The organism is Amycolatopsis sp. CA-211722 (assembly GCF_056828465.1).
Map to the genome: position 1 here is coordinate 1,040,201 of NZ_CP184752.1, position 25,715 is coordinate 1,065,915.

Sequence of the window (25,715 nt, forward strand, 5' to 3'; positions counted from 1 at the left end):
TGGGTATCTGAGAGACTGGGACCCCGCCGAGTTCCTGACCCGGGAGGCCGCATGCCCACCCCCACCTCGTCCGCCATCTCTTCTCGACGCCCTGAAGCCCCCGACCGCAACCTCGCGATGGAACTGGTCCGCGTGACCGAAGCCGCCGCGATGGCCGCGGGCCGCTGGGTCGGGCGCGGGGACAAGATCGGCGGGGACGGTGCCGCGGTGGACGCGATGCGCCAGCTGGTCTCGACCGTGTCGATGCGCGGTGTCGTGGTCATCGGCGAGGGCGAGAAGGACGAAGCCCCGATGCTGTTCAACGGGGAAGAGGTCGGCAACGGCGACGGGCCGGACTGCGACGTCGCGGTCGACCCGGTCGACGGGACGACCCTGATGGCCAAGGGCATGCCGAACGCGCTCGCCGTGCTCGCGGTCGCCGAACGCGGCGCGATGTTCGACCCGTCCGCGGTGTTCTACATGGAGAAGCTCGCCGTCGGCCCGGACGCCGCGGGCAAGGTCGACCTGGCCGCCCCGATCGCGGAGAACATCCGCCGGGTCGCGAAGGCCAAGAACTCCAGCGTCTCCGACGTCACCGTGTGCATCCTCGACCGGCCGCGCCACGAAAAGCTGATCAAGGAGGTCCGCGAGGCGGGCGCCCGGATCCGCTTCATCTCCGACGGCGACGTCGCGGGCGCGATCGCCGCGGCCCGGCCGAGCACCGGTGTCGACATGCTGCTCGGCATCGGCGGCACCCCCGAAGGCATCATCGCGGCCTGCGCGATGAAGTGTCTCGGCGGCGAACTGCAGGGCCGCCTGTGGCCGAAGGACGACGCGGAGCGCGAGAAGGCGCTGGCCGCGGGCCACGACCTCGACCGCGTGCTCGGCAACGACGACCTCGTCCGCGGCGACAACGTGTTCTTCTGCGCCACCGGCGTCACCGACGGCGACCTGCTGCGCGGCGTGCACTACCGCGCGGGCGGCGCCACGACCCAGTCGATCGTGATGCGGTCGAAGTCCGGCACGGTCCGGATGATCGACGGCTACCACCGGCTGACCAAGCTCCGCTCGTACTCGTCCGTCAACTTCGACGGCCACCTCGACGATTCGCTGGAAGCCGACGTGGTTCCCCCGCTCCCCTAAGGAGAAACCGTGCTCAAGCGCGTGCTCGTGGTCCTGCTCGCGGCGATGCTCCTCACGCCGGCCGGGCGGGCCACGGGCGCGGGCGACCTCGTCGGCGGCAGAGAGGCCGACGAGCCGTATCCGTTCATCGCGTCCCTGCATTCGGCCTCCGGCAAGGTTTTCTGCGCCGGGTCGCTGATCGCGGCGGACTGGCTGGTGACGGCCGGGCACTGTGTCGAGGGCAAGAACCCGGCGAACCTGACCGCCCGGATCGGCAGCACCGACAACACCCAGGGCGGCGAAATCGCGAAGCTCGCCGAGATCGTCGTGAACCCTTCGTACAACCCCGAACCCGAACACGCGGGCGGCGATCTCGCGCTGGTGCGGCTGGCCGCCCCGGTGAAGGCGGCGCCGATCCCGATCGGGGCCGTCGTGGCGCCCGGGACGCCGACGCGGCTGCTCGGCTGGGGCCAGACGTGCCCGACTTCGGGCTGCGGCAAGGGTCCGGCGAAGTTGCAGCAGCTGGACACGAAGATCGTCGAAGGCGCGCGCTGCACCGCGAAGTTCGACGGGGCGGTGGAGTTGTGCACCGACAACCCCGGCGGGAACACGGGTTCGTGCTACGGCGATTCCGGCGGGCCGGAGATCGCCAAGGTCGACGAGAAGTGGGTGCTGCTGGGCACGATCAGCCGGCCGGGCAACGCGGATCCGGTGTGCGCGACCTCGCCGTCGATCGCGACTTCGGTGGTCGCTTACGCACAGTGGATCGCGGAGAAGATCACGCCGCCTACGCCCGCTCCGCCCGCCTGAGAGATGCCATGAACGGGACGTTCCTTGCGAATTTCGCAAGGAACGTCCCGTTCATGGCACGCGCTACTCCGCGTTGCTGGAGTGACCGGGGAACAGATGCGCCTCCGGGTCCAGCATGACCGCGATGTTGTTCACCGCCGTCGCCGCTTCCCCGAACCCGGTCGCGATCAGCTTCACCTTCCCCGGATACGCCGCGACGTCGCCCGCCGCGTAGACCCGCTCCCGCGGGGTCGCCATGGTCGAGTCGACGGCGATCGCGCGGTGATCGATCTGGAGTCCCCAGCTTTCGATCGGCCCGAGATCCGCGGTGAAACCGAGCGCGGCGACCACCGTGTCGGCGCGCACTATCTCGGGCTCGGAGCCCTTGACCTGGATCTCGACCTCCGCCAGCGTGCCGGCGCGATCGAGGAACCGGGTGACCTCGGCGTCGGTGACGATCCGCACGCCGAGTTCCCGCGCCTGCCGCACGATCGACTCGGCCGCGCGGAACTTCGCGCGCCGATGCACGAGGGTGACGCTCGCGGCGACCGGGTGCAGCGCGAGCACCCAGTCGAACGCCGAGTCCCCGCCGCCGACGACGACCACGTGCTGCCCTTGGTGCGCCTTCAGCGCAGGCACGAAATGGACCATGCCGCGGCCCAGCCAGCCGTCGCCGGCGGGCAGCGGCCGCGGCGTGAACTCGCCGATCCCGGCGGTGATCAGCACCGCGCCGGCGCGCAGGACCTGCCCGCCGTCGAGGGTGACGGTGATACCGCCTTCGACGCTTTCGAGTTTCTCGGCCTTGCGTCCGAGCAGATACGCGGGCTTGAACGGCGCCGCCTGGTCGAGCAGGCCCCGGACCAGATCGCGGCCGCGGACCTCGGCGAACCCGCCGACGTCGTAGATCATCTTTTCCGGGTACATCGCGGTGACCTGGCCACCCGCCTCCGGCAGTGAATCCACGACGGCCATCGAAAGGCCGCGGAATCCCGCGTAGTAGGCGGCGAAAAGACCTGTCGGACCGGCCCCGATGATGACGAGGTCGTACGACGTTTCCCCAGCGGACTCGCTCATTCGGCACTCTCCCGGCCGGTGGTGGGCGGCGTGATCGAGAACACATTCGATCCTAGCCCTCGCGTGCCGAAAGACACGGAGCGCGCCGAGAGGCGCTGCGCGAGACTTGGGGTATGGCTGAACAGGAATACCGGATCGAACACGACACCATGGGTGAGGTGCGCGTCCCCGTCGACGCCCTCTACCGCGCGCAGACGCAGCGCGCCGTCGAGAACTTCCCGATCTCCGGCCGGGGCCTGGAGCGCGCCCAGATCCGCGCGCTCGGCCTGCTGAAGGCCGCCGCGGCGCGGGTCAACGCGCGGCTCGGCGTGCTGGACGCCGAGGTCGCCGAGGCCATCGCGAAGGCCGCGGACGAGGTCGCCGAGGGCAAGCACGACGCGCACTTCCCGATCGACGTGTTCCAGACCGGTTCCGGGACCTCGTCGAACATGAACGCCAACGAGGTCATCGCGACACTCGCGTCGAAGGCGCTGGGCCGCGACGTGCACCCGAACGACCACGTCAACGCCTCGCAGTCCTCCAACGACACCTTCCCGACGACGATCCACGTCGCCGCGACGGAAGCAGTGCTCTCCGATGTGATTCCCGCTCTGGAGTACCTGGCCACCGCGATCGAGACGCGCGCGGGCGAATGGGCGGACATCGTGAAGTCCGGTCGCACGCACCTGATGGACGCCGTGCCGATCACCTTCGGCCAGGAGGCGGGCGCGTGGGCGTCGCAGGTCCGGTTCGGGGTCGAGCGGCTGAAGTCGGGCCTGCCGCGGCTCGGCGAGCTGCCGATCGGCGGGACCGCGGTCGGTTCCGGGCTGAACGCGCCCGAGGGCTTCGGCGCGGCGGTCTCCCAGGAGCTGGCTTCGGTGACCGGTCTTCCGCTGACCGAGGCGCGCGACCACTTCGAGGCGCAGGCGACGCAGGACAGCGTCGTCGAGACGTCCGGGCATCTGCGCACGGTCGCGGTGTCGCTGAACAAGATCGCGAACGACCTGCGCTGGCTGGGATCCGGCCCGCGCACCGGCCTCGCCGAACTGGCGCTGCCGGATCTCCAGCCGGGTTCGTCGATCATGCCGGGCAAGGTGAACCCGGTGATCCCGGAGGCGACGCTGCAGGTGGTCGCCCAGGTGATCGGGAACGACGCGGCGGTCGCGTTCGCGGGCGCGGCGGGCAACTTCCAGCTCAACGTGAACCTGCCGGTGATCGCGCGCAACGTGCTCGAATCGGCGCGGCTGCTCGCCGCGGTCTCGCGACTGCTGGCGGACAAGGTGTTCGCCGGCGTGACGGTGAACGGCGACCGCGCGCGCGAGTACGCCGAGGGCTCGCCGTCGATCGTGACGCCGCTCAACAAGTACATCGGCTACGAAGAGGCCGCCGCCATCGCGAAGCAGGCACTCAAAGAGCTGAAGACGATCCGCGAGGTCGTGATCGAACGCGGTCACGTCGCGAACGGCAAGCTCACCGAAGCGCAGCTGGACGAGGCTCTCGACGTTCTCCGCATGGCGCGCGGAGGACGCTAAGCGCCGAGAGCGACCACAGCCGCGTGAAGCGGTGACGCGAGCGAAGCCGCCAGCCCGCCCGAAGGCGGTGTCTCGGTGAACAGGTGCAGCCACGTCAGCACCGGACCGAGCAGGATCGCGTGCACGAGAGCCGGATCGGGCCGTCGTGAGAGTTCCCCTCTCGCGACGGCCCGATCCAGCATCCGGACCAGATAGCCGCGTTCGCGACCGAGGAACACCTCGCCGAACCGCGTTTCCAGCGCCGGATCCGCGCGCACGTCGGCGAGCAGCGACGGCAACGCCTGCCGGAGTTCCGTACTGTCCAAAGAGGACTGGATCACCTCGAGGACCGCGGCCACGTCCCCCGTCAGCGTACCGGTGTCCGACGGCGGTTCGAGCTCGACCGGATGGATCACCGCGGCGAACACGAGCTCCGCCTTCGACCGCCACCGCCGGTACACCGCGGCCTTGCCGACGCCCGCGCGCGCCGCGACCGCGTCGATCGTGCAGCGCTGGTAACCGGTTTCGGCCAGCAACGCCCGCACGGCCTCGCGGACCGCGTCGTCGATTCCTTCTTCCCTCGGCCTGCCTCTCGCCATGACCCCAGTTTACGAGACTGACAGTTCCGTATATCGTCCGGGTATGACCTGGACCAGGACCTCTCGCGAAATCCTCCCCTGTCCGCCGTCCGCGATCTGGGCGACGCTGGCCGACTTCAGCCGGTGGCCCGGCTGGGATCCCGACCTCGCCGGCGTCGAACTGCACGGTCCCGCGGCGGTGGGCTCGACCGGTTTCCTCGTGCCGAACGGATTCCGCGGCCGCGTGCACTCACGGGTCGCCGAGCCGTTCACGATCACGTCCCTCGCCGAGGACCGCGAGATCGCCCTTCGTCAGCCGATTCCCCTCGGTGCCATGGATCTCGTGCTGAGCCTGAGCGCCGTGGACGGCGGGACGGAGTTCGTCCAGAAGGTCACCCTCACCGGCCCGCTGCGCGCGGTCATGGTCGCGATCATCGGCGGCGACGTCGTGAAGCATTTCGACGTCAAGTGCGCCAGGCTCGCCGAGCTTACGACGGCGCAGGCCGATCGCGACGCCTGAGGACACCAGCGCGACTCCGATCACCTGAGAGAAACGGAAATCCTGCATTCCCAGCAGGAGCGAAACAGCGAGCCCGGAGACCGGCATCAACCCGACCAGCACCCCGGCCCGGTCCGCACCGAGCACGGAAACCGCCGAGTACCAAAGAAGAAACGCGATCGCGGTGACGACGACCGTCAGGTAGCCGAGCGCGATCAGCTCACGCCCGTCCGGCCATCTCCAGGCGCCGGACGGGTCGATGATCGTCCCGACGACCGCGCCGCCGGCTCCCGCGGCGAAGCACCCCCAGGTCGCGGTCGCCAACGGCCCGAGCCTTTCGAGCACTCCGACGGCGAGCAGCGTGAAGAGCGCTTCGCACACCATGGCCAGCGCGGCGAGCACCAGCCCTTGCCAGCGCGCCGCGCCGCCACCGGAAAGCACGGCGATCCCGAGCCCGGCGAGCACCGCCCCGGTCACCGGCGCCCACGACGGGCGCTTTCCTTTGGCCAGCGGGCCCGCCAGCGCGAGCACGAGCGGCGTGCCGCCGAGGAACGCGGCGACCAGACCGGGTTCGGCATAGCGCTGCGCGAACAGCAGGCAGGCTTGGAACCCGATCATCCCGGTCGCCGCGAGGGCGATCAGCGACGGCACGTCGCGCGCTCCCGGCAACGGCGACGGGCGTCCGCTCAAGCGCGCCCACGCCAGGAGGAGCAGCCCCGCCAGGGCGTACCGCAATGCCTGTCCGGTGATCACGGGGTAACCGTCGAGCATTCCCGTCACCGGCACGGAGGCGCCGACGATCAGCACCCCCAGTACGCCGATCGTCACGGCTCTTCGTTCGTTGTCCATGTCTTCACGATGGCCGCTTTATGGTCCATAGCGAAGAGCCAAATCACGCTTTCTGGACAGGGCCATAAAGAGCCGCCGCAGGGCCTGGCGCGCCCAGAACTGTCCAGGACTGTCCACAAAGGACAACTTTGTCCGAATTGGGCGTTTCGAGCGACTGTCGTGAGTGACAAGGGTCGTTCCAACCCTCTTTGCCACTCACAACCCTCGCGACAACCGGACATAACGCCGTAAAACGGGCGCGCAGTCGGCGCACCTTGTCCTTTGTGGACACTTCGTTCCGGGCCGGCCCGCAATCCGGCGAAGACGCCGCCGCGCCCCGCTCAGCCGCCGCGGCCACGTCGCGAAAGCCACTTTCGGGACATCAGACGTCGCGAAAGTGGCTTTCGCGACACGCCTCGGCCGCCACCGGCCAGGCCCCGCCACCAGCCTGGGTCTGCCAGGACCAGGCACCCACTCCACGAGACCGGGATACTCGAAGACATGACCGAGACGGCCGGACTGGGCGAATTCCTCAAGGCACGCAGGGCCGCGCTGGACCCGGCGGACCTCGGCCTGCCGACGGGGTTCAACCAGCGGCGGGTCGCCGGGCTGCGCCGCGAGGAGCTGGCGCAGCTGGCCGGGATCAGCGTCGACTACTACACGCGGCTGGAGCAGGGCCGGGCGCGCAACGTGTCCGACTCCGTCCTCGATTCGCTGAGCCGCGCGCTGCGGCTGCATCGCGACGAGGAGGCCTACCTGCGCAATCTGGCCGCCCCGAAACGCAGGCGCGTCGCACGCCCGAAGGCGCAGCGGATCCGCCCCGAACTCCAGCTGATGCTGAACGCCATCCAGTCCCCGGCGATCGTCCTCGGCCGTTACGGAGACGTACTCGCCTGGAATTCCCTGGGCGGCTCGCTCTCCTTCGACTTCGCCGCGCGGCCGGCGGGTGAGCGCAACGTCCCGAAGATCTTCTTCCTCGACGAGGAGGCTCGCGGGCTGCACCCGGAGTGGGAAACGGTCGCGAAGGAGATCGTGGCGAACCTGCGCTCCGAGAGCGGCAGGTATCCGGACGACCCGTACCTCGCCCAGCTGGTCGGCGAGCTCTCCCTCGGCAGCGAGGAGTTCCGGAAGCTGTGGGCGAAGCACACCGTGCGCGAGAAGGCGCACGCGTGGAAGGTGATGATCAACCCGATCGTGGGTGAACTCCGGCTGCGCTACGAGACCCTGCGGTTGCCCGCCGATCCGGACCAGGCCCTGGTGATCTACACCGCCGAGCCCGGCTCCGACAGCGAACGCGCGCTCCGGCTGCTCGCCAGCTGGGTCGCCGATCCCGCGCACGCCTAGCTCCGCGAAGGCCGCTTTCGGGGTCAGGTCCAGCGAAGTCGCCGTCACACCGACTTTGCCGGGCCCTGGCTCTCAAGGTAGTGAAGGCTCCCTTCACGGACTTCGCGTCGCCGCCCGAACCCCGCTCGGCGCGAAACTGTCGGTGCCCGGGTCCATGATGGATCCATGTTGCTCACCGAGGTGGTGACCGCGTCGGCCGAGCTGGCCGCCACGAGGTCCAGGAAGGCGAAGATCGCCACCCTGGCCGCGGTCCTGCGCGCCGCGGGCGAGTTGGAGCTGCCCGCGGTCGTCGCGTTCCTCACCGGCCAGCCGACGCAGGGCCGCATCGGCGCCGGCTGGCGGACGCTGGCCGAGCTGAAGACGGCCCCGGCCGCCGAGCCGTCGTTGACCGTGGCCGAGGTCGACACGGCCCTCGGCACGGTGGGGGCGGCGTCGGGTTCGGGGTCGGTGAAGCTGCGCGCGGAGACGTTGCGGGCGTTGTTCGGCCAGATGACCAAGGAGGAGCAGGAGTTCCTGATCCGGCTGCTCACCGGCGAGCTGAGGCAGGGCGCGCTCGAAGGGATCATGGTGGACGCCATCGCGACGGCGTCCGAGATCCCGGCCGAGGACGTCCGGCGGGCGTTCATGCTGTCCGGTCAGCTCCCGGTGACCGCCCTGGCCGCGATGGCGGGCGGCCGCGAGCGGCTGGCGGAGTTCAAACTGGCCTTGGGCAGGCCGATCCGGCCGATGCTGGCCTCCCCGGCGGAATCGCTGGACGAGGCGATCACCGAGCACGCCGAGGCGCTCGTCGAGTACAAAATGGACGGTGCGCGGATCCAGGTCCACCGCGACGGCGACGAGGTGCACGTCTACACGCGGACGCTGCGGGAGATCACCGGCAGCGTGGGCGAGCTGGTGGATCTGGTGCGTTCCCTGCCGTGCACGTCGGTGGTGCTCGACGGCGAGACGCTGGCATTGACCGACGAGGGCAGGCCGAGGCCGTTCCAGGAGACGATGAGCCGGTTCGGCAGCACACGGGAGGAGCAGGTCAAGGCGCTGTTGCTGCGGCCGTACTTCTTCGACTGCCTGCACCTCGACGGCGTAGACCTGCTGGACGCGCCGCTCTCCGAACGGAACGCCGCCTTGCGCGAGGTCGCGGGCGAACACGTCATCCCGGGTGAGGTCGCGCCGGCCTCGGCCGGGGCGGTGCTGGAAGCGGCGATGGCCGCCGGGCACGAAGGCGTGATGGTCAAGGACCTCGCGTCGCCGTACGCGGCGGGCCGCCGCGGGCGCGCGTGGCTCAAGGTGAAACCGGTGCACACGATCGACCTGGTCGTCCTCGCCGCGGAATGGGGTCACGGCAGACGCACCGGCACGCTGTCGAACCTGCATCTCGGCGCGCGCGACCCCGACGGCGGGCCGCCGATCATGGTCGGCAAGACGTTCAAGGGCATGACCGACGAGTTGCTGGCCTGGCAGACGAAGACGTTCCAGGAGATCGAGACCCACCGCACGGACTGGGCGGTCCATGTGCGGCCGGAGCTCGTCGTGGAGATCGAGCTCGACGGGGCCCAGGTGAGCACGCGGTATCCGGGCGGGCTGGCGCTGCGCTTCGCGCGGGTCGTCCGCTACCGCCCGGACAAGGAGGCCGCCGACGCCGACACCATCGACACCGTCCGCGGCCTCCTCAAGCCCGGCGATTAGTCCTCTGGATGCGGTCCTTGCGCGTGCAACTACCGCATCCAGAGGACGAAACGCGTCAGTAGCAGCGGTCCGACGAGATCTTGTACGTGTAGTTGTTCGACAGGTTGGAGGTCACCTCGAAGCGGATCTTGTGATACACCGGCGGCTCCCCGAGCACGCCGTGCTTGACGGTGCGTTCCTTGCCCGGCGCGATCGCCCCGCTCCAGAGGCCCTTGTCGAAGACGTCGTCGATGATCTGGACGAGCATTCCCCGGTAGTCGTGGTTGTGCACGGTGACGTCGATGCTCTGCCCCGCGCTCACCTCGACGACCTTCGTCTTCCCGCCCATCAGCGGCCCGCCTTCACAGACCTTTGACGCCGCCGAAGCGGACGGCGCCATCAGCAGGGTGCCTGCCAGCGCGACCGGGACGACGGCGAACAGCTTCTTCTTCATCGGTTCCCCACAACGGTCTTGACGACATTGGACTGGACGGCCAGATCGAGGCCGATCTTCATGTTTCCCCCGCAGTAAGCCTTCTCGCCGTTCTTGAAATGCACCGTCAGATCCCCGGCGCATTCGAACACTTTGACGTCCCAGGTGCGCGTGCCCGGTTTGAGGCAGATCGCGTCCTTCCCGGCCCGGCGCATCCAGCCGTGGTAACCGGATTCGCAGGTAATGATCGGATCACTGCCCGAGGCGGGCGCCGGAGCCGCCTGTGCGGCGGTGACCGACAGGAGCGCCACGGTGAGCGCGGCCCCGGCCACCGCGGCGGCCTTGACGTACGGACGCATGGATTCCCTTTCCGCAAATAATGTGAGAGTGTTTCGGAAAATCCCCGTCCGGAATTCCCGGACGCCGATGACGTTAAAGGCCGCCGAATCCACTTCGGAAGCGATTCACGGCCACGAAACGACCATGGCCGAAAAGACAATGTCCACGCAGGTCAGCGCTTTGGCCATCGGCCAGGAAAGTCAAATGACGCGGACCGAGAAGAACACCGCGCGGGTGTTCGGCAGCAGGATGTGCCCTTGTTCGTCGGCCATCTTCCAGTACACCTGGCAATGCCCGGGCGCGTCGGGCGCACGCACCTCGACGGAGACGCGCACCCGCTCGCCGGGCGCGGTCTGCGGCACGGGGACACGTCCGGGCGTGGCGCATTCGCCGGGGTTCCCGAACGATCCGGCGCGGACCAGATAGCGGCCGACCCATCCGACCGTTCCCGCGTTGCGGAACTCCCAGGTCTTCACGAAGACCGACCCGGCCGCGACCTCGCTGCCGTCGGGCACGGTCACGTCGGCGACGAATTCCGACGCGTCGCCCGCCGGGGCGGCCGGCTCGGATCCGAACGGCGCGGCGAAGACGAACACCAGCGCCGCGACGAGGACGGCCGCCACGGCTCCGGCGAGGACGAACGCCGTCCGGCGCGGCTTCACGGCGACAGGTCCGGGCCCGGCGGTCAGCGCGTCCCGCGCGCGTTCCCATTCGCCGCGCCATTCGTGGCGGACCTCGTCCTCGTCACCGCCGAGCACGCCCACGGCCAGCACGCGGACGAACTCCCAGGACGTCTCCCAGCTGGGCAGCCGCTCACCACGGGCAGCGGCCGAAAGCGCGGATTTCGACGCGAGCGCGCCGTACTCGTCACGCATCCGGTCGTAGGAAGGGTCACCGGCGGCCCGCTTCAGTTCCCACAGCCGTCGCGCGAACCCGGCGACGGGTCCACTGTCCTCCGCCGGACCCCGCGCGACCCGGCCGCGGCGTCCGGGCGTCCGCTCGACGTCCATCGTTTCCCACGATATGACCCGATGGCCGGGAAGACCCGGCGGCGTCCCGCCCCCGATCGAGTGGCGACGTGCGATGGTGACGGGACGTCCCCACCCGATCACCCATAAAGTGGGCGAATGCAGGCTTCCAAGATCGCGCGTGCCTGGTTCGGCCTGACGGCGCTGGTGGTGATCGCCGGTCTCGCCGCGCAGATCCCGGTCTCCGCGGGCACCACCGGCGGCACCTTCCACACCCCGGCCGGCCGGGTGGCCAACCTGCTCGCGTTCTTCACCATCGACTCGAACATCCTGGTCGGCATCGGCAGCCTGCTGCTCGCGCTCGGCGTCGCGGGCCGGTCGACGCTGTTCGGCGTGCTGCGGCTCACCGGACTCGTCGGCATCACCGTGACCGGTGTCGTCTTCCAGGTCGCGCTCGCCGATCTCTATGAGCTGCACGGCTGGGCGGTGTTCGCCGACACGATGCTGCACAAGGTGTCGCCGTTGATGTGCGTCGCGGGCTGGCTGCTGTTCGGACCGCGCGGCCAGCTGTCGTGGCGGGTGCTGTGGTGGTCGCTCCTGTACCCGCTGGCCTGGCTCGCCGTCACGCTGGTGCGCGGCGCCATGATCGGGTTCTACCCGTACCCGTTCGTCGACCCGGGTATCAACAGCTACGGCGGTGTCGCGTTCAACTGCGTGCTGATCGGGGTGCTGTTCATCGGTCTCGCGGCGGCCGCGGTCGGCTTCGACCGCACTTTCGGCCGCAAGGACGACGTTGACGACTACTTAGCCCCGGACCCGCCGGAAAGCGTTGAGCGGATCCGCGACGCCGGCACGTACTAGCGTCCGCACCGCGCCGAGCCGCCGGTCCACCGGCTTCCCGGCGGCCACCCGGTGCATCTGCTGGGTGTGCCACTGGATCTCGAGCAGGCTGTCGGCCAGCCGGAGGCCGGTCTTCGGCGCCGTGCGCCGCGCGCGCACGTCCTCGCCGCCGAGCAGCCGTCCGGGCAGTGCCGGGTCGACGATCAGCGGCCTGCCGAGACCGATGACGTCCAACGCCCCGGAACGCAGCGCCTCCGCCATGCCCTCCGGGCTGGTGAAGCCGCCGGTGACCATCAGCGCGACGTCGGAGACCTGCCGCGCCTTCGCGGCGTAGTCGAGAAAGTAAGCCTCGCGGCTGAGAGTGCTCGCCTTCGCCGAACCCATCATGGCGGCCTTCTCGTAGGTCCCGCCGGAGACTTCCAGCAGGTCGATGCCCGCTTCGCCCAATTCGCGGACGACTTCGAGCGAGTCCTCCTCGCTGAATCCGCCGCGCTGGAAGTCCGCGCTGTTGAGCTTGACCGAGATCGGCACGGCGTCGCCGACCTCGGCGCGCACGCGGGCGACCACCTCCAACAGGAACCGGCGCCGCCGGAGCGCGTCGCCGCCCCAGCCGTCGGCGCGCTGGTTGGTCAGCGGGGAAAGGAACTGCGACACGAGGTAGCCGTGCGCGCCGTGGATCTGGACACCGGCGAATCCCGCGTCGACGACGGTCCGCGCGGCCACCCCGAACCGATCGATGATCGCCTCGATCTCGCCGACGGTCAGCGCCCGCGGCGTCGCGAACACCGACCGGATGCCGCGGTCACCGAACGGCACCGCCGACGGCGCGACCGGCTGCCGCGAGAGAAAGCGCGGACTCTGCCTGCCGGGATGGTTGAGCTGGACCCACAACCGGCTCTCGGTCCCGTCCGCCGACCGTGCCCACGGCTTGAACTCGGTCGCGTCCGGCTCCCGCGGCACCGCGACGTTGCGCGGTTCGCCCAGCGCGGTCGGATCGACCATGACGTTGCCGGTGATCAGCGTCCCGGCACCGCCTCGCGACCACGTCCGGTACAGCTCGGCCAGTTCGGCGGTCGGCCGGTTGCGGCGATCGCCCAGTTGCTCGCTGAGCGCGGCCTTCGCCAGCCGGTTCGGCAGGATCGCGCCGCACCGCAGTTTCAGCGGTTCGGCCAGCAGTTCCTTGGGCTCGCTCATCCGCGCTTCCTCCCGCCGCTACCTACTGGACAGTATCCCTACTCGAAGTAACATACTCGCGGTATGTCGTGCGCTCAAGGCGCGCCGACGCCGAAGGGGTTGTCGATCACGTAGCGCCAAAGCCCGTCCTCACCACGCCGCGCGACGTCGGTGGCCGTCGCGGCGAGGTGGCCCTCGATGACCCAGTCGACGATCAGCAGGGCCAGGTCACCGGCCACGTGCACCTGGCGCGGAGTCACCTTGATGGGCTGTCCGAGCGCGAGGATCCCGCCGTTCGCGGCCCGGCGTTCCGCGCCGCTCACCCGCACGCCGTCCCGGCGGACGAACACGGCGTCCGGCTCGTAGACCGTGTCGAGGATTTCGGCGGATCCGGTGTTGAAAGCGGTTTGGAAGACGAAGGGATGTTCGGCGGGGTCGGTCGTCAAAGGCACACTGAGGGAATGCGTCATGCGGACAGCGAAACGGACCGCGAAGCAGGTCACCAAACGGAAACCTTCGACCGCGAACTCGTCCCGGACGCGCGCGGCCGCACGCGGCGGCCGGAGCCGGACTGTCCCGTCGAGGTCGCGCTCACCGCGATCTCGGGCCGCTGGACCACGCTGGTGCTGCGAGAACTGATGGGCGGCCCCCAGTCCTTCAGTGACCTCCGCGCGGCATTACCCGGCTTGTCCGCGAAGGTGCTGACAGAACGCCTCGGGGACCTGACCTCGCGACGCCTCGCCGTCCGCGAGGAGCTGCCGGGCTTCCCGAGCCGGACCAGCTACCGGCTCACCACGGCAGGCCTGGAACTGCGGCCGCTGCTGATCGAGCTCTATCGCTCCGGCTCGGCGCTACTGGCCCAGTAGGCGAGGCGCGACCGGCTCCACCCGAGCCCGCACCTTCACCTCGTCGGCCATCGTCCGCGCCCAGGCCTGCAAACCAGGGATGTCGATCCCGTGCGGCCGTGCCTCGCGGAACGGCTCGATGTTCTCGGCGCCGCGCTCCAGCAGCGAGGCCGCGCCGTTCCCATTGCCCCTGGCCACGTGGGTCAGGCCCACGGCGAGCTGCGCGAGACCGCGCCACAGCTCCCGCTCCGGCCCGTCGGTGGATTTCCACGCGTCCTCGAACACCTCGTGCGCGTGAAACGGGCGGCCGGCGTCGAGCAGGCGTTGCGCCTCGGAGAGGGTGTCCCCGGGGGCCCGCTCGATGCCCTCGGGCTGCCTTTCGACACCGTCGGCGCCGTACGGGAGCGGCCTGCCGAGACCGTCCCGCGGGCGCGCGTTGCGGGCTCGTCCGGCTTCGTCACGGTCCCGGTCGGTCATGCCGACAGTGTCCCACGCGGGTATTCTGAGGCATCGTGCGCTTTCTCGACGGGCATCGGCCCGCTCACGACCTGACCTACGACGACGTGTTCCTCCTGCCGAACCGGTCGGACGTGGAGTCCCGTTTCGACGTCGACCTGTCCACCGTGGACGGCACCGGCGCGACGATCCCGATCGTGGTCGCCAACATGACCGCCGTCGCGGGCCGCCGGATGGCCGAGACGGTCGCCCGGCGCGGCGGGCTCGTCGTCCTCCCCCAGGATGTCGACGTCGCCGCGGTCGCCGACATCGTCACCTGGGTCAAGAGCCGTCACACCGTGTGGGACACCCCGCTCGTGCTGACCGGTGGAGACGCGGTGGCCGACGCGCTGAACCTGGTCGGCAAACGCGCCCATGGCGCCGTCGTCGTCGTGGACGAGGACGGCAAGCCCGTCGGCGTCGTCGACGAAGCGGCTTGCGCCGGTGTAGACCGCTTCGCGCGCCTCGCCGACGTCGCGGAGCCCGCGGTCGTCACGGTCCCCCTGGACACGCCGCCGCGTGAGGTCTTCGAGCGTCTGCACGACCACGGCGGCCGTCTCGCACTCGGCATCGACGAAAACGGCAGGCTCGCCGGCGTCCTGACCGAGATCGCGGCGCTGCGCGCGGAGATCTACACCCCGGCCGTCGACGACGGCGGCAACCTGCGTGTCGCCGCGGCGATCGGCGTGAACGGCGACGTCGCGGCGAAGGCCGAGGCCGTCCTCGCGGCGGGCGTCGACGTGCTGGTCGTCGACACCGCGCACGGCCACCAGGAGAAGATGATCTCCGCGCTGAAGGCCGTCCGGTCGGTGAACCCCCAGGTGCCGGTGGTCGCCGGGAACGTGGTCACCGCCGAGGGCACGCGCGACCTGATCCACGCGGGCGCGGACGTCGTCAAGGTCGGCGTCGGCCCCGGCGCCATGTGCACGACCCGGATGATGACCGGCGTCGGACGCCCGCAGTTCTCCGCCGTCGCCGAATGCGCGGCCGCGGCTCGTGAACTGGGCAAACACGTCTGGGCGGACGGCGGCGTGCGGCATCCGCGCGACGTCGCGCTCGCGCTGGCCGCGGGCGCGTCGGCGGCGATGGTCGGCTCGTGGTTCGCCGGCACCCACGAATCCCCCGGCGACCTGCGCTACGACGAGCAGGGCAAGCCGTACAAGGAGTCGTTCGGCATGGCGTCGAAGCGTGCCGTCGGCGCCCGCACGCGCACGGACAACGTCTTCGAGCGCGCCAAGAAGGGCCTGTTCGAAGAGGGCATCTCGGCGTCGCGGATGGCGCTGGACCCGGCTCGCCCCGGCGTCGAGGACCTGCTCGACTCCATCGGCTCCGGCGTCCGCTCCGCCTGCACGTACGCGGGCGCTCGCACCCTGGAGGAGTTCCACGAGCGCGCGCTGCTCGGGATCCAGTCCGCCGCCGGTTTCGCGGAAGGACGTCCACTGCCCGCGGGCTGGTGAAATCCCGGGGAGTCCACTTGAGACTGTCTCAAGTGGACTCCCCGGTTTCGGCTATCCGTGGTCCTCCAGCATCTCCGTGACGAGCGCCGCGATCGGCGAGCGCTCGGAGCGGGTCAGCGTGATATGCGCGAACAGCGGGTGACCCTTGAGTTTCTCGATCACCGCCGAAACGCCGTCGTGCCGCCCGACCCGCAGGTTGTCGCGCTGCGCGACGTCATGCGTGAGCACGACCCGCGAAGCCGTGCCGAGCCGCGAGAGCACGGTCAGGAGCACGTTGCGCTCCAAGGACTGCGCCTCGTCGACGATGACGAACGTGTCGTGCAGCGACCGGCCGCGGATATGGGTCAGCGGGAGCACCTCGAGCATGCCGCGGTCGAAGACCTCGTCGAGGACGTCCTGGCTGACCAGCCCGCCGAGGGTGTCGAACACCGCCTGCGCCCACGGCTGCATCTTCTCGCTCTCGGAACCGGGCAGGTAGCCCAGATCCTGGCCGCCGACCGCGTACACCGGCCGGAACACGACCACCTTGCGGTGCTGGCGGCGTTCCATCACCGACTCCAGGCCCGCGCAGAGCGCGAGCGCCGACTTGCCCGTGCCCGCTCGTCCGCCCAGCGAGACGATGCCGACGTCGGAGTCCAGCAGGAGATCCAGCGCCACCCGCTGCTCGGCCGACCGGCCGTGCAGCCCGAACGCCTCCTTGTCACCCCGCACGAGCCGGATCCGCTTGTCCGCGGTGACCCGTCCCAGCGCGCTCGAACTGCCCGCGAGCAGCCGGAGCCCGGTGTGACAGGGCAGCTCACCCACCTCCGGCATCCCGAACTCCGCCGGATCCACGGACGACCCGCTGAACAACGCGTCGACCAGGGTCTGCGGGACGTCCACGTCCGCCATGCCCGTCCAGCCCGAGGGCGTCACCTCCTGCGCGCGGTACTCGTCGGCTTCGAGGCCGACGGCGCCCGCCTTGACGCGCAGGGGGATGTCCTTGGTCACCAGCGTGACCGACGCGCGTTCCGCCGCCAGGTTGAGCGCGCAGGCGAGGATGCGGTGGTCGTTGGAGTCCGTGCGGAAGCCGACCGGGAGCACCGTGGGGTCGGAGTGGTTCAACTCCACCTGCAGGGTGCCGCCGTGCTCACCGATCGGGATCGGCGCGTCGAGCCTGCCGTGCTGACGACGCAGGTCGTCGAGCATGCGGAGCGCTTCGCGCGCGAACCACCCCAGTTCGGGATGGTGACGTTTCGCCTCCAGTTCACTGATGACGACCAGCGGGAGCACGACCGCGTGTTCGGCGAAACGGGTCACCGACCAGGGGTCAGAGAGCAGGACCGACGTGTCGAGCACGTAAGTGGACCGCTGGGATTCGGGCGAGATCGAGGCTTTCTCCGGGCCAGAGGCACCGGTCGAAGAACGGCCAGAGGCCTTGCGGGGTGAACGCTGCGCAGTCACGACGGCATCTCCCTCGTGGGCGTGGCACCACGCCCGCACTCGCTGGGCCGGGCACCTCCCTGGCTAACCGCTCCTTCTGACGTCCTTCAACGTCAGTCGGCACGGCCGCGAGGGCCGGGTGCCGGCCCCCTCGTGCATCCACTGGGCGGCTGTGCCGCCCTGTCGACAACCGCCACGACCAGGGCCTCCCGCGAGAGTCCGCATGGGACGCGAACCCTCACTTCCGGAAGGTACCTGCGTCCGGCCGATCGCGCAGGCAGCCACCACGGTGATTCGCCAAACCGTCATCTCACTGTCGGTCGCGTGACATGAACACCTGGTCACCGTCACGGTGTGTAGTGATGATCTCCATTCAGGGACGCTCGTCGTTGCGACCCGGATGGATTAACGCGACGCAGGGCGTTCACCTGAAGAGACGGCAGGTTCTACCACGCGTCGTCGCTGGACGCATTTTGTGCCCGAGACAGAGAACCGGACCGAGTGAAACGCGCCTTTTCCGCCTCACACAATGGGCTTACGAGACGGTCACAAATCCTGAATAGCGAGTAATTTTCTCACTGCGGGACACCCCCACCGGATTCGGTGCCCCCGATCCCTGAACATCTCTACCTAGGAGTGCGAAGTGCTGAAGAAGGCTGGTTTCGTTTCCGCCGTCGCCGCGGGCATCATGATGGTCGGCGGGACCGCGTTCGCCGCCACCGGCGACACCACCGGCACCCCGGACCCGACGTTCGGCGACGCCTACAACACGTTCATCGAGGGCGGCGGAGCGCTCGGCTACGGTGCCGCTTCCCTGGTCGCCGGCGCCTACACGGGCATCGCCCTCACCCCGGCGCTGATCGCCCACTCGCTGGAGCACCACCACCACTGATCTTCGGACGTGGACGTCGAAGGCCCCGGAGTGCACGCCGGGGCCTTCGTCATGTCCGGGGTCAGGAACCGAAGCGCCGGTGCCGCCACGCGTAATCGCGCATCGCCCGCAGGAAATCGACCCGGCGGAACGCGGGCCAATAAGCTTCGGTGAACCAGAATTCCGAATGCGCCGATTGCCAGAGCAGAAATCCGGAAAGCCGCTGCTCACCCGAGGTGCGGATAATCAGATCCGGATCCGGCTGGCCCGACGTGTACATGTGTTCGGATATGTGGTCGACGTCCAATATCTTCGCGAGTTCCCGGATCGAGGTGCCCTCGTCGGCGTGCTGGAGCAGTAGCTTGCGGACCGCGTCGGCGATCTCCTGGCGCCCTCCGTAACCGACCGCGACGTTGACCTCCATCCCGGTGCGCCCCTCGGTGCGCTCGGCGGCCGCGCTGAGAGCCTTCGCGACCTCCGGCGGCAGCAGGTCGAGCGCTCCCACGATGCGCAGGCGCCACGGCGTGTGCGGCGCGGCGAGTTCGTCGGTGACGTCGGTGATGATCTTCAGCAGCGGGCTCAGTTCCTCGGCCGCGCGGCCCAGGTTGTCCGTCGAAAGCAGCCACATGGTGACGACCTCGACGTCGGCCTCGTTGCACCAGCTCAGGAAGTCGGCGATCTTCTTGGCGCCCGCGCGGTGCCCGTCGGCGACGTCGGTGAAGCCCGCTTCGCGCGCCCAGCGGCGGTTGCCGTCCAGCATGATGGCGATATGGCGTGGATGACGCCCCTTGGCCTGCTGGATCAAGCGCCTGCCGTAGGCGCTGTACACGACGTCTGACAAGAAGGACCGAAGACTCACGCCAGTGGAGACTAGTCACCTCGCGAGCCCCAGTGGGACGCGCCACGGACACTGGCGAAAAACCTACGGTGCCGTAACCTGGGCGAGTGAGCGTAGTGACCGAACCCCAGCCGTCCGGCCCCACGCCCGTAGTGGACACGCGTCCTCGGCTGCGTGGGCACATCCACTTCTGGTCCTTCTTCGGCGCGGTCGCCGGAGCGGCGACCCTCATCAGTCTCGCGGCGTCCACTGTGTCCGGTATCGCTGCTTTGTCCACTTCGGTCTACGGCCTGACCGTCCTCGGCGTCTTCGGCGTCAGCGCGCTGTACCACCGTCGCTTGTGGAGCCCACGAGCATACGAATGGATGAAGCGCGCCGACCATTCGATGATCTTCCTGTTCATCGCGGGCACCTACACGCCGTTCACCCTTCTGGCCATGTCCCAGCCGACCGGGTACATCGTGCTCGCGATCGTGTGGGGCGGCGCGATCGGCGGCGTCACCCTGAAGATGCTGTGGCCGAACGCGCCACGCTGGCTCGGCGTGCCGATCTACATCGCGCTGGGCTGGGTCGCCGTCTTCGTCCTGCCGGAACTGGCCACGCACGCCGGCGTCGCGGCGCTCGTCCTGCTCTGCGTGGGCGGGCTGTTCTACACGCTGGGCGCGGTGTTCTACGCGGTGAAGTGGCCGAACCACTTCCCGGACACCTTCGGGTATCACGAGTACTTCCACGCCTGCACGGTGCTCGCCGCGGTGTCCCACTACATCGCGATCTGGCTGGCGATGTACGCGTAACTCGCGTGATCAGGCACGTAACTCGCGTGTTTGGACACGTAACTCACGTGTGGCGCGCCTGATCACGCGAGTTACGTCTCTGATCACGCGAGTTACGTCTCTGATCACGCGAGTTACGTCTCTGATCACGAGTGCGGCACCGGCGTGACCAGGACGGACACAACCGTGTTCCCTCTGGCACAAGAAAGTGCCTTCTTCCGGCGCCCTCGCCGTCGAGCCATGATCACCCCATGGCCAAGAACGCACCGCCCCGCCGCCTCGACGACGCGGCCCTCAGCGACTTCCTCACCGAGCACACCTTCGGGGCACTCGCGACCCTCAAGCGCGACGGAAGTCCGCATCTCTCCACCGTCGTCTACACGTGGGACCCCGAGACGCGCGAGATCCGGGTGAGCACGACCGAAGACCGTCTGAAGGTCAAGCAGATCCGCAACAACCCGACCGCGTCCCTCTACGTCTCCAGCGCAGACCACTGGAAATTCGCTGTCGTGGAAGGGAAAGCGGAACTCTCCGAAGTCACCCGGTCACCCGGCGACGCGGCGGGCCTCGAATATCTCGCCGCACAACGGCAGAAGCCCGAAGACGAGGCGGAGTTCCTGGAGACCATCGCCGCGGAGCGAAGGCTCTACATCACCCTCAAGGCCGACAAACTCTATGGAACGGCCCTCGACATCGCTTGACGCGGTCAGTCCCGCAGCATCGGAGCCGCCAGGTACTGCTCGGGGATGGCGAACGCGTCCACGAGCGTCCGCGCGTGCGGGCGCAGGTCGGCGCACAACGCGTTCACCGCGGCGGTGACGGCCTTCGAGCGCCCGGAGGTCAGGCGTCCGTGTTCGAGGAACCAGCCCCGGTCCGCCTCGATGTTCGCGAGCGCGTAGAGGTCGCAGACCCGCTCCAGCAGCTCACGGGCCTCGGTATCGGCACAGCGTTCGATGGCGTCGATGAACGCTTCGAGCACGACCCGGTCGACGTGCACACGTCCGGCGCGCAGCACGTGATCCTGGGCGTCGTTAAAGACGCCGAAGGGGTCCGAGGCAGCCTTACGCAGACGCTGCGCGACACCGCCGAGTACGTGCTCTTCGCGGTCTTCGAACAGCTTGAGGTGCCATTCGCGCGAGTAGAGGACATCGCCGTCGTCGGCTTCGGTGAACCGCTCGACGACCCTGCGCGCGGCCGTCCGTTCGATCACGGCCTCGACGAGCTGCTCCGCCACGAACCGTGCGGTCGCGAGCGGGCTGAGGTCTTCGAAATGATCCTTGTAGCTGGTCAGCAGGCCTTTCGCGACCAGTTGCAACAACACGGTGTTGTCACCCTCGAAGGTGGTGAAGACGTCCGTGTCCGCTTTCAGCCCGGCGAGCAGGTTCTCCGAGAGATAGCCGGAGCCACCGCAAGCCTCACGGGCGGCCTGGATGGTCGCGGTCGCGTGCCAGGTCGAGACGGCCTTGATCCCCGCGGCACGCGACTCCAGCTCGCGCTGTTCCTCCTCCGGCGCGTCCTCGGCGATGTCATGCAGCTTCGAGACGAGTGCTTCCTGCGCGAAGTGCAGCGCGTACGACGTCGCGAGCGCAGGCAGCAGTTTCCGCTGATGGGCGCGGTAGTCGAGGATCACGACCTCCTCGCCGCCGGGCCGCGCGAACTGCCGCCGCCGCTCGCCGTACCGGATGGCCAAGGCGAGCGCGCGTTTCGTCGCGCTGCCGGCGCTTCCCGCGACACTGACCCGGCCGCGGATGAGCGTGCCGAGCATCGTGAAGAACCGGCGGCCGTCGCTCTCGATCGGGCTCGTGTACGTGCCGTCCTCGGCGACGTCACCGAACCGGTTGAGCAGCGCCTCGCGCGGAACCCTCACCTGGGTGAAGGTGAGCCGCCCGTTGTCGACGCCGTTGAGACCCGCCTTGCGGCCGCAGTCCTCGATCTCGACGCCACGCGCCTTCTCGCCGCGGATCGGCACCAGGAACGCGTGCACGCCGCGCGACTCGCCGCCGGTGATCAGCTGCGCGAACACCACCGCGAGTTCGCCGTCGCGGGCGGCGTTGCCGATGTACTCCTTCGTCGCGCCCCGGTCCGGCGTGTGCACGACGAACTCACGCGTCGCCGGGTCGTAGGTCGCGGTGGTGCGGAGATGCTGGACGTCCGAGCCGTGGCCGTGCTCGGTCATCGCGAAACAGCCCAGCAGTTCCAGATCCTTGATCTCGCGCAGGTAGCGCTCGTGGTGGCGTTCGGTGCCGAGCAGCTGCACCGCCCCGCCGAACAGGCCCCATTGGACACCGGCCTTGACCATCAGCGAAAGGTCGCCGAAGCCCAGCATCTCGAACGACGTCAACGCGCCGCCGACGTCTCCGCCACCGCCGTACGCCGGGTCGAAGCCGAGCCCCGGACGGTCGGTGCGGGCGAGCAGCCGCAGCCATTCGAGCACCTGGGCGCGATGGGCTTCGGTGTCGACATCGACAGCGTCTTCGAAGACCTCCGCGGCCATCTGTTCGCGGACCGCGCGGCGAAGCCCGGCCCACCGTCCATCGAGGACGGTGGTCAGCGCGTCCGGGTCGATCTTCGCGGGAAGGCCTGGTGTGTCCACGATTCCTCCGATGCGGTGCGGTCTGCGTTCAGCCTGCCGCACCGCATCGGGGGCCGCAGCCCGAGCCGGGACCGCGCGTTCAGGAAAGGTCCGGCCCCTGTGCGCGGAGATCGTCGACCTTGGTCATCGCCTCCCGCAGCTCGGCGAGCCAGGCGTCCGCGTGCTCCCCGACCAGCCGGACCGCCCAGGCGAGCGCCTCCGACCGCGACCGCGCGACGCCGGCGTCGACCAGGGTGTCGAGGACCAGGCGTTCCCGCTGCCGCAGCCTGGTCATGACCGGTGCCGAATGCGTGGTGAACAGGTGCCTCGTGCCGCCGAGGCTCGCGCCCCAGGAGACCTTGCGCTGATACCGGTGCTCGGCCTGGCGCGCGATCTCGATCCGCTCGTCGCGGGTCTCCTCGCGGAACCGGCTGATCCGGCCGTCCTCGGCCGCCGCACGGGCGGCGTCGTCGGAGTACTCACCGGTGAGCGGCTGGAGCTCGCCGACGATGACGATCTCCTCGCGATCCACCGTGACCTGGGGATCTCCCGTGAACCAGCCCTCCGGGAGCCGTCCGCCGAACCACGCGGCCGCGTCGTCCGCCGACGGGATGTCCGCCTGCTGCCAGCCGCCCCGGCTCTTCCAGCTTCCGCGTCCCATATGCCTCGCCGCCCTGGGTAGGTGATTACATGATTACGACCCTACCGACGCTACGCCCGCAAGAACCGGTTTTCACGCCTGTTCTCCCCCGGCGAAACCCGGGGCAACCGGATGACCTGCGCGGACGTGTTCCCACCAGCAGTCCACGAGGAAGGGGAACCTCATGCTGAAGAAGGCCATGATCGGCGCTCTCGTGCTCGGAGCGGCGCAGCTGGCGGTGGTCGCGCCGGCGGAGGCGAAGGACGTGTCCTGGTTCCTGCAGCCGACCGAGGTCGAACCCGGCGGGCAGATCTACGCCGAGACGAAGGCCGCGATGGGCGGCTGCGGACCGGCGACCCCGGTGACGTCGCCGGGGTTCGCGGCGCCGCTTCAGTGGACGATCGGCGGCAACTGGGGGAAGTCCGCCGGCTACGGCAAGGCAGGCAAGACGCCGGGCAAGTACACGGCGACGTTCACCTGCCTGGACGGCACGAAGACCTCCCGTGCGTTCACCATCGTCGGAACGCCGCCCACCTCCACGAAACCGCCGAAGCCCACCACGACCAAACCGAAGGCACCGCAGGTCGCGGTGAAGCCGGCGGGGGCGCCGCAGACCGGCGGCGGCGCTTTCGCCCCTATGGCGTGGGACTGGTGAGCTGAGCGCGCAAGTCCTCGGCGGTGGTGACCGGGCGTTCGCATACATAGCCGCGGCACACGTACGCGGCGGCGGCGCCCTCCACCAGCGGCCGATCGGCCAGCAGCGGCACTCCGTCCGCGTCCGATACGCCGCTCACGACGACGGTGCCGTCCGGTGACGACGCGACGGCGGCGGCCAGCAGATCCGCGCGGGAAGCCGCGTCCGGACCGACGACCGCCACCTGAACCGGACCGGCCGCGGCGGCTTCGGCGACCGTGAGCCAGTGCCCGGCGAACCGCGGCGCGTGGGCGGCGAGCCGTCCCGCACGTGCCAAGGCCTGTTCGGCCGCCTCCCGGTAGCGGCCCACCCGGTCGTGTCCCGCCAGCACGGAGGCGGTCAGCAAGGCGTTCGCCAGTGCCGAAGCACCCGAAGGGCTCGCGTTGTCGGTCGGATCGGAAGGCCGCTGCACCAGGACTTCCGCGTCGTCGGCCGTGTCGTAGTAGGCGCCCGTCGCGTCCGGGACGCCGAAGTGGGCCAAGGCGAGGTCCAGCACGGTGAGCGCGTCGGCGAGCCAGCGCGGCTCACCGGTCGCCTGGTGGAGTTCGAGCAGGCCTTCGGCGAGGCACGCGTAATCCTCCAGCACCCCGGCCGTCGGTCCGACGACGCCGCCGCGTGAAGTCCGGCGCAACCGTCCGTCCACGAAGTGGGTGCCCATCAGGAAAGCCGCCGCACGAGCCGCCGCTTCGATCCATTGTGGACGATTCAACCGAGCGCCCGCCTTGGCGAGCGCGCCGAGGGCGAGCCCGTTCCACGCGGCGATCACCTTGTCGTCGCGGGCCGGCTGAGGACGCTCGTCGCGGGCGGCCAGCAGCGCACGCCGGACCCGCTCATACCGCGTTTCGTCCTCTGGATGCGGCTCGCGCAGCCTCAGGGTCGAAGCACCATGCTCGAAGTTCCCCCGTTCAGTGACTTGGAACAGCTCCGCGGCCCAGGCACCGTCCTCCTCGCCGAGGACCTCGGCGAGCTGCGCGGGCGTCCAGACGTAGGTCAGCCCCTCGACGCCGTCGGTGTCCGCGTCGAGCGAAGCGGCGAAACCACCTTCGGCCGTTCCGAGGTCGCGCAGCAGGAACTCCGCGGTCTCCTCGACCGTCCGCCGCGCGTACTCATACCCGGTCACGCCGTGGAACTGCGCGTAGAAGCGCAGCAGCAAACCGTTGTCGTACAACATTTTTTCGAAATGCGGCACTTCCCAGCGCGCGTCGACCGAATAGCGCGCGAACCCTCCCGCGAGCTGATCGTTCAGCCCGCCCAGCGCCATCGCCTCGGCGGTGTGCTCGACCATGTCGAGGCCGGATCCGGTGCGCTCATGGTGCCGCAGCAGGAAGTTCAACGCCATCGTGGGCGGGAACTTCGGCGCTCCCCCGAAACCGCCGTTCGCGGTGTCGTACTCCTTGCGCAGCGTCGCGACCGCGGCGTCCAGCGCCGCACCGTCCACAACGGACGCGGGCAGCGGCCCGCTCTTCTCCGTGAGGTGGGCGATGATCTGCCGGGCGCCGGACCGCAGCTCGTCCGGGCGCTCGCCCCACGCTTCGGCGACCGCGACGAGCAGCTGCGAGAACGACGGCATCCCCGGCCGCGGCGACGGCGGATAGTAGGTGCCGCAATGGAACGGCTCCCCTTCCGGTGTGAGGAAACACGTCATCGGCCAGCCGCCCTGGCCGGTCATCGCCTGCGTGGCCGCCATGTACACCGAGTCGATGTCCGGGCGCTCCTCGCGGTCCACCTTGATGTTGACGAAGTTCGCGTTCATCAGCGTCGCGGTGGCTTCGTCCTCGAAGGACTCGTGCGCCATCACGTGGCACCAGTGGCAAGCCGCGTAGCCGACCGAAAGCAGGATCGGCACGTTCCGCCGTTTCGCCTCGGCCAGCGCCTCCTCGCCCCAGGGCCACCAGTCCACCGGGTTCCCGGCGTGCTGCAGCAGGTACGGACTGGTCGCGGCCTTCAGGCGGTTCGACATGTCACCAGGGTCGCATGCGGAAAAGCGGGG

At 69.5% G+C, this 25,715-nt stretch carries 26 protein-coding genes and 1 pseudogene; 13 read left to right on the forward strand and 14 right to left on the reverse strand.

The window, feature by feature from the left end; translation table 11 throughout:
- Positions 1 to 51: 51 nt before the first annotated feature.
- Positions 52 to 1,122, forward strand: coding sequence for a class II fructose-bisphosphatase (gene glpX / locus ACOCEP_RS05065; RefSeq protein WP_482336010.1), 1,071 nt, complete (start codon positions 52 to 54; stop codon positions 1,120 to 1,122).
- A gap of 9 nt (positions 1,123 to 1,131) precedes the next feature.
- Positions 1,132 to 1,911: a S1 family peptidase gene (locus tag ACOCEP_RS05070; protein WP_482336012.1), complete on the forward strand. Its 780-nt coding sequence runs from the start codon at positions 1,132 to 1,134 to the stop codon at positions 1,909 to 1,911.
- Positions 1,912 to 1,974: 63 nt separating this feature from the next.
- Here ACOCEP_RS05070 and ACOCEP_RS05075 read toward each other — a convergent pair whose 3' ends face one another.
- Positions 1,975 to 2,964: an NAD(P)/FAD-dependent oxidoreductase gene (locus ACOCEP_RS05075; RefSeq protein ID WP_482336013.1), complete on the reverse strand. Its 990-nt coding sequence runs from the start codon at positions 2,962 to 2,964 to the stop codon at positions 1,975 to 1,977.
- Positions 2,965 to 3,077: 113 nt separating this feature from the next.
- Here ACOCEP_RS05075 and ACOCEP_RS05080 point away from each other — a divergent pair, with 113 nt between their 5' ends.
- Entirely contained in the window at positions 3,078 to 4,475 is a 1,398-nt protein-coding gene (locus ACOCEP_RS05080) for a class II fumarate hydratase (RefSeq protein ID WP_482336014.1), read from the forward strand.
- Here the strand turns inward: ACOCEP_RS05080 and ACOCEP_RS05085 are convergent.
- Positions 4,472 to 5,053 (reverse strand): TetR/AcrR family transcriptional regulator, encoded by a 582-nt coding sequence (locus tag ACOCEP_RS05085; protein ID WP_482336016.1) that lies wholly within the window; start codon positions 5,051 to 5,053, stop codon positions 4,472 to 4,474. The two genes, ACOCEP_RS05080 and ACOCEP_RS05085, sit on opposite strands and share 4 nt — an antisense overlap.
- Positions 5,054 to 5,096: 43 nt before the next feature.
- On the opposite strand from ACOCEP_RS05085, the gene ACOCEP_RS05090 reads away from it, so the two are divergent.
- Positions 5,097 to 5,552 (forward strand): SRPBCC family protein, encoded by a 456-nt coding sequence (locus ACOCEP_RS05090; protein ID WP_482336017.1) that lies wholly within the window; start codon positions 5,097 to 5,099, stop codon positions 5,550 to 5,552.
- Here ACOCEP_RS05090 and ACOCEP_RS05095 read toward each other — a convergent pair.
- Positions 5,550 to 6,380, reverse strand: a pseudogene (locus ACOCEP_RS05095) (DMT family transporter); the annotation flags it as partial. The gene ACOCEP_RS05090 and the pseudogene ACOCEP_RS05095 overlap by 3 nt on opposite strands.
- Positions 6,381 to 6,860: 480 nt before the next feature.
- On the opposite strand from ACOCEP_RS05095, the gene ACOCEP_RS05100 reads away from it, so the two are divergent.
- Both ACOCEP_RS05100 and ACOCEP_RS05105 read left to right on the forward strand, forming a co-directional pair.
- Positions 6,861 to 7,703, forward strand: a complete 843-nt coding sequence (locus ACOCEP_RS05100) for a helix-turn-helix transcriptional regulator (RefSeq protein WP_482336018.1) — start codon at positions 6,861 to 6,863, stop codon at positions 7,701 to 7,703.
- Positions 7,704 to 7,868: 165 nt separating this feature from the next.
- Positions 7,869 to 9,386 carry an ATP-dependent DNA ligase gene (locus ACOCEP_RS05105; RefSeq protein ID WP_482336020.1) on the forward strand — a complete coding sequence of 506 codons (1,518 nt, stop codon included), beginning with the start codon at positions 7,869 to 7,871 and terminating at the stop codon, positions 9,384 to 9,386.
- Positions 9,387 to 9,441: 55 nt separating this feature from the next.
- On the opposite strand, the gene ACOCEP_RS05110 is transcribed toward ACOCEP_RS05105, so the two are convergent.
- The 3 genes from ACOCEP_RS05110 to ACOCEP_RS05120 all read right to left on the reverse strand — a co-directional run bounded on the left by ACOCEP_RS05110 (position 9,442) and on the right by ACOCEP_RS05120 (position 11,147).
- Positions 9,442 to 9,819 (reverse strand): hypothetical protein, encoded by a 378-nt coding sequence (locus ACOCEP_RS05110; RefSeq protein ID WP_482336021.1) that lies wholly within the window; start codon positions 9,817 to 9,819, stop codon positions 9,442 to 9,444.
- The gene (locus ACOCEP_RS05115) at positions 9,816 to 10,250 is read right to left on the reverse strand and encodes a hypothetical protein (RefSeq protein ID WP_482336022.1); all 435 of its coding nucleotides are present in this window, start codon (positions 10,248 to 10,250) and stop codon (positions 9,816 to 9,818) included. Before ACOCEP_RS05115 ends, ACOCEP_RS05110 begins: the two co-directional genes overlap by 4 nt.
- Positions 10,251 to 10,337: 87 nt before the next feature.
- Positions 10,338 to 11,147 (reverse strand): NBR1-Ig-like domain-containing protein, encoded by an 810-nt coding sequence (locus tag ACOCEP_RS05120; RefSeq protein WP_482336023.1) that lies wholly within the window; start codon positions 11,145 to 11,147, stop codon positions 10,338 to 10,340.
- A 117-nt stretch (positions 11,148 to 11,264) separates the two neighbouring features.
- On the opposite strand from ACOCEP_RS05120, the gene ACOCEP_RS05125 reads away from it, so the two are divergent.
- Positions 11,265 to 11,966: a Pr6Pr family membrane protein gene (locus tag ACOCEP_RS05125; protein WP_482336025.1), complete on the forward strand. Its 702-nt coding sequence runs from the start codon at positions 11,265 to 11,267 to the stop codon at positions 11,964 to 11,966.
- On the opposite strand, the gene ACOCEP_RS05130 is transcribed toward ACOCEP_RS05125, so the two are convergent.
- Positions 11,910 to 13,139: an NADH:flavin oxidoreductase/NADH oxidase family protein gene (locus tag ACOCEP_RS05130; protein WP_482336026.1), complete on the reverse strand. Its 1,230-nt coding sequence runs from the start codon at positions 13,137 to 13,139 to the stop codon at positions 11,910 to 11,912. The two genes, ACOCEP_RS05125 and ACOCEP_RS05130, sit on opposite strands and share 57 nt — an antisense overlap.
- A 74-nt stretch (positions 13,140 to 13,213) precedes the next feature.
- Positions 13,214 to 13,588, reverse strand: coding sequence for a YybH family protein (locus ACOCEP_RS05135; RefSeq protein ID WP_482336028.1), 375 nt, complete (start codon positions 13,586 to 13,588; stop codon positions 13,214 to 13,216).
- Here ACOCEP_RS05135 and ACOCEP_RS05140 point away from each other — a divergent pair.
- Positions 13,580 to 13,984: a winged helix-turn-helix transcriptional regulator gene (locus tag ACOCEP_RS05140; RefSeq protein WP_482336029.1), complete on the forward strand. Its 405-nt coding sequence runs from the start codon at positions 13,580 to 13,582 to the stop codon at positions 13,982 to 13,984. The two genes, ACOCEP_RS05135 and ACOCEP_RS05140, sit on opposite strands and share 9 nt — an antisense overlap.
- Here the strand turns inward: ACOCEP_RS05140 and ACOCEP_RS05145 are convergent.
- Complete coding sequence (locus tag ACOCEP_RS05145; RefSeq protein ID WP_482336030.1) at positions 13,970 to 14,440, reverse strand: DUF309 domain-containing protein; 471 nt, start codon at positions 14,438 to 14,440, stop codon at positions 13,970 to 13,972. The genes ACOCEP_RS05140 and ACOCEP_RS05145 overlap by 15 nt on opposite strands.
- 35 nt (positions 14,441 to 14,475) lie before the next feature.
- On the opposite strand from ACOCEP_RS05145, the gene guaB1 reads away from it, so the two are divergent.
- Entirely contained in the window at positions 14,476 to 15,915 is a 1,440-nt protein-coding gene (guaB1, locus tag ACOCEP_RS05150; RefSeq protein ID WP_482336031.1) for a GMP reductase, read from the forward strand.
- Between the two features lie 51 nt (positions 15,916 to 15,966).
- Here guaB1 and phoH2 read toward each other — a convergent pair whose 3' ends face one another.
- Complete coding sequence (phoH2, locus tag ACOCEP_RS05155; protein ID WP_340688566.1) at positions 15,967 to 17,253, reverse strand: RNA 5'-3' helicase PhoH2; 1,287 nt, start codon at positions 17,251 to 17,253, stop codon at positions 15,967 to 15,969.
- A gap of 727 nt (positions 17,254 to 17,980) precedes the next feature.
- On the opposite strand from phoH2, the gene ACOCEP_RS05160 reads away from it, so the two are divergent.
- Positions 17,981 to 18,229, forward strand: coding sequence for a hypothetical protein (locus ACOCEP_RS05160; RefSeq protein ID WP_482336033.1), 249 nt, complete (start codon positions 17,981 to 17,983; stop codon positions 18,227 to 18,229).
- Positions 18,230 to 18,290: 61 nt separating this feature from the next.
- Here ACOCEP_RS05160 and ACOCEP_RS05165 read toward each other — a convergent pair whose 3' ends face one another.
- The gene (locus ACOCEP_RS05165; protein WP_061986121.1) at positions 18,291 to 19,067 is read right to left on the reverse strand and encodes an isoprenyl transferase; all 777 of its coding nucleotides are present in this window, start codon (positions 19,065 to 19,067) and stop codon (positions 18,291 to 18,293) included.
- A 131-nt stretch (positions 19,068 to 19,198) separates the two neighbouring features.
- Here ACOCEP_RS05165 and trhA point away from each other — a divergent pair, with 131 nt between their 5' ends.
- Positions 19,199 to 19,840 (forward strand): PAQR family membrane homeostasis protein TrhA, encoded by a 642-nt coding sequence (gene trhA, locus ACOCEP_RS05170; protein WP_037342457.1) that lies wholly within the window; start codon positions 19,199 to 19,201, stop codon positions 19,838 to 19,840.
- Between the two features lie 230 nt (positions 19,841 to 20,070).
- Complete coding sequence (locus ACOCEP_RS05175) at positions 20,071 to 20,520, forward strand: pyridoxamine 5'-phosphate oxidase family protein (RefSeq protein WP_482336035.1); 450 nt, start codon at positions 20,071 to 20,073, stop codon at positions 20,518 to 20,520.
- A 5-nt stretch (positions 20,521 to 20,525) separates the two neighbouring features.
- Here the strand turns inward: ACOCEP_RS05175 and ACOCEP_RS05180 are convergent, their stop codons facing one another.
- Together ACOCEP_RS05180 and ACOCEP_RS05185 are read right to left on the reverse strand one after the other, a co-directional pair.
- Entirely contained in the window at positions 20,526 to 22,412 is a 1,887-nt protein-coding gene (locus ACOCEP_RS05180) for an acyl-CoA dehydrogenase family protein (protein ID WP_482336036.1), read from the reverse strand.
- Between the two features lie 79 nt (positions 22,413 to 22,491).
- Complete coding sequence (locus ACOCEP_RS05185; protein WP_482336038.1) at positions 22,492 to 23,052, reverse strand: hypothetical protein; 561 nt, start codon at positions 23,050 to 23,052, stop codon at positions 22,492 to 22,494.
- Between the two features lie 163 nt (positions 23,053 to 23,215).
- On the opposite strand from ACOCEP_RS05185, the gene ACOCEP_RS05190 reads away from it, so the two are divergent.
- Complete coding sequence (locus ACOCEP_RS05190; RefSeq protein ID WP_482336040.1) at positions 23,216 to 23,686, forward strand: hypothetical protein; 471 nt, start codon at positions 23,216 to 23,218, stop codon at positions 23,684 to 23,686.
- Here the strand turns inward: ACOCEP_RS05190 and ACOCEP_RS05195 are convergent.
- The gene (locus tag ACOCEP_RS05195) at positions 23,667 to 25,685 is read right to left on the reverse strand and encodes a thioredoxin domain-containing protein (protein ID WP_482336042.1); all 2,019 of its coding nucleotides are present in this window, start codon (positions 25,683 to 25,685) and stop codon (positions 23,667 to 23,669) included. The genes ACOCEP_RS05190 and ACOCEP_RS05195 overlap by 20 nt on opposite strands.
- Between the last annotated feature and the right edge of the window lie 30 nt (positions 25,686 to 25,715).

What these genes read in the sequence shown, in the direction of transcription:
- glpX (WP_482336010.1), top strand. Translation starts at nt 52, where the DNA reads ATGCCCACCCCCACCTCGTCCGCCATCTCTTCTCGACGCCCTGAAGCC.
- ACOCEP_RS05075 (WP_482336013.1), bottom strand. Translation starts at nt 2,964, where the DNA reads ATGAGCGAGTCCGCTGGGGAAACGTCGTACGACCTCGTCATCATCGGG.
- ACOCEP_RS05080 (WP_482336014.1), top strand. Translation starts at nt 3,078, where the DNA reads ATGGCTGAACAGGAATACCGGATCGAACACGACACCATGGGTGAGGTG.
- ACOCEP_RS05085 (WP_482336016.1), bottom strand. Translation starts at nt 5,053, where the DNA reads ATGGCGAGAGGCAGGCCGAGGGAAGAAGGAATCGACGACGCGGTCCGC.
- ACOCEP_RS05090 (WP_482336017.1), top strand. Translation starts at nt 5,097, where the DNA reads ATGACCTGGACCAGGACCTCTCGCGAAATCCTCCCCTGTCCGCCGTCC.
- ACOCEP_RS05100 (WP_482336018.1), top strand. Translation starts at nt 6,861, where the DNA reads ATGACCGAGACGGCCGGACTGGGCGAATTCCTCAAGGCACGCAGGGCC.
- ACOCEP_RS05105 (WP_482336020.1), top strand. Translation starts at nt 7,869, where the DNA reads ATGTTGCTCACCGAGGTGGTGACCGCGTCGGCCGAGCTGGCCGCCACG.
- ACOCEP_RS05110 (WP_482336021.1), bottom strand. Translation starts at nt 9,819, where the DNA reads ATGAAGAAGAAGCTGTTCGCCGTCGTCCCGGTCGCGCTGGCAGGCACC.
- ACOCEP_RS05120 (WP_482336023.1), bottom strand. Translation starts at nt 11,147, where the DNA reads ATGGACGTCGAGCGGACGCCCGGACGCCGCGGCCGGGTCGCGCGGGGT.
- ACOCEP_RS05125 (WP_482336025.1), top strand. Translation starts at nt 11,265, where the DNA reads ATGCAGGCTTCCAAGATCGCGCGTGCCTGGTTCGGCCTGACGGCGCTG.
- ACOCEP_RS05130 (WP_482336026.1), bottom strand. Translation starts at nt 13,139, where the DNA reads ATGAGCGAGCCCAAGGAACTGCTGGCCGAACCGCTGAAACTGCGGTGC.
- ACOCEP_RS05140 (WP_482336029.1), top strand. Translation starts at nt 13,580, where the DNA reads ATGCGTCATGCGGACAGCGAAACGGACCGCGAAGCAGGTCACCAAACG.
- ACOCEP_RS05135 (WP_482336028.1), bottom strand. Translation starts at nt 13,588, where the DNA reads ATGACGCATTCCCTCAGTGTGCCTTTGACGACCGACCCCGCCGAACAT.
- ACOCEP_RS05145 (WP_482336030.1), bottom strand. Translation starts at nt 14,440, where the DNA reads ATGACCGACCGGGACCGTGACGAAGCCGGACGAGCCCGCAACGCGCGC.
- ACOCEP_RS05175 (WP_482336035.1), top strand. Translation starts at nt 20,071, where the DNA reads ATGGCCAAGAACGCACCGCCCCGCCGCCTCGACGACGCGGCCCTCAGC.
- ACOCEP_RS05185 (WP_482336038.1), bottom strand. Translation starts at nt 23,052, where the DNA reads ATGGGACGCGGAAGCTGGAAGAGCCGGGGCGGCTGGCAGCAGGCGGAC.
- ACOCEP_RS05190 (WP_482336040.1), top strand. Translation starts at nt 23,216, where the DNA reads ATGCTGAAGAAGGCCATGATCGGCGCTCTCGTGCTCGGAGCGGCGCAG.
- ACOCEP_RS05195 (WP_482336042.1), bottom strand. Translation starts at nt 25,685, where the DNA reads ATGTCGAACCGCCTGAAGGCCGCGACCAGTCCGTACCTGCTGCAGCAC.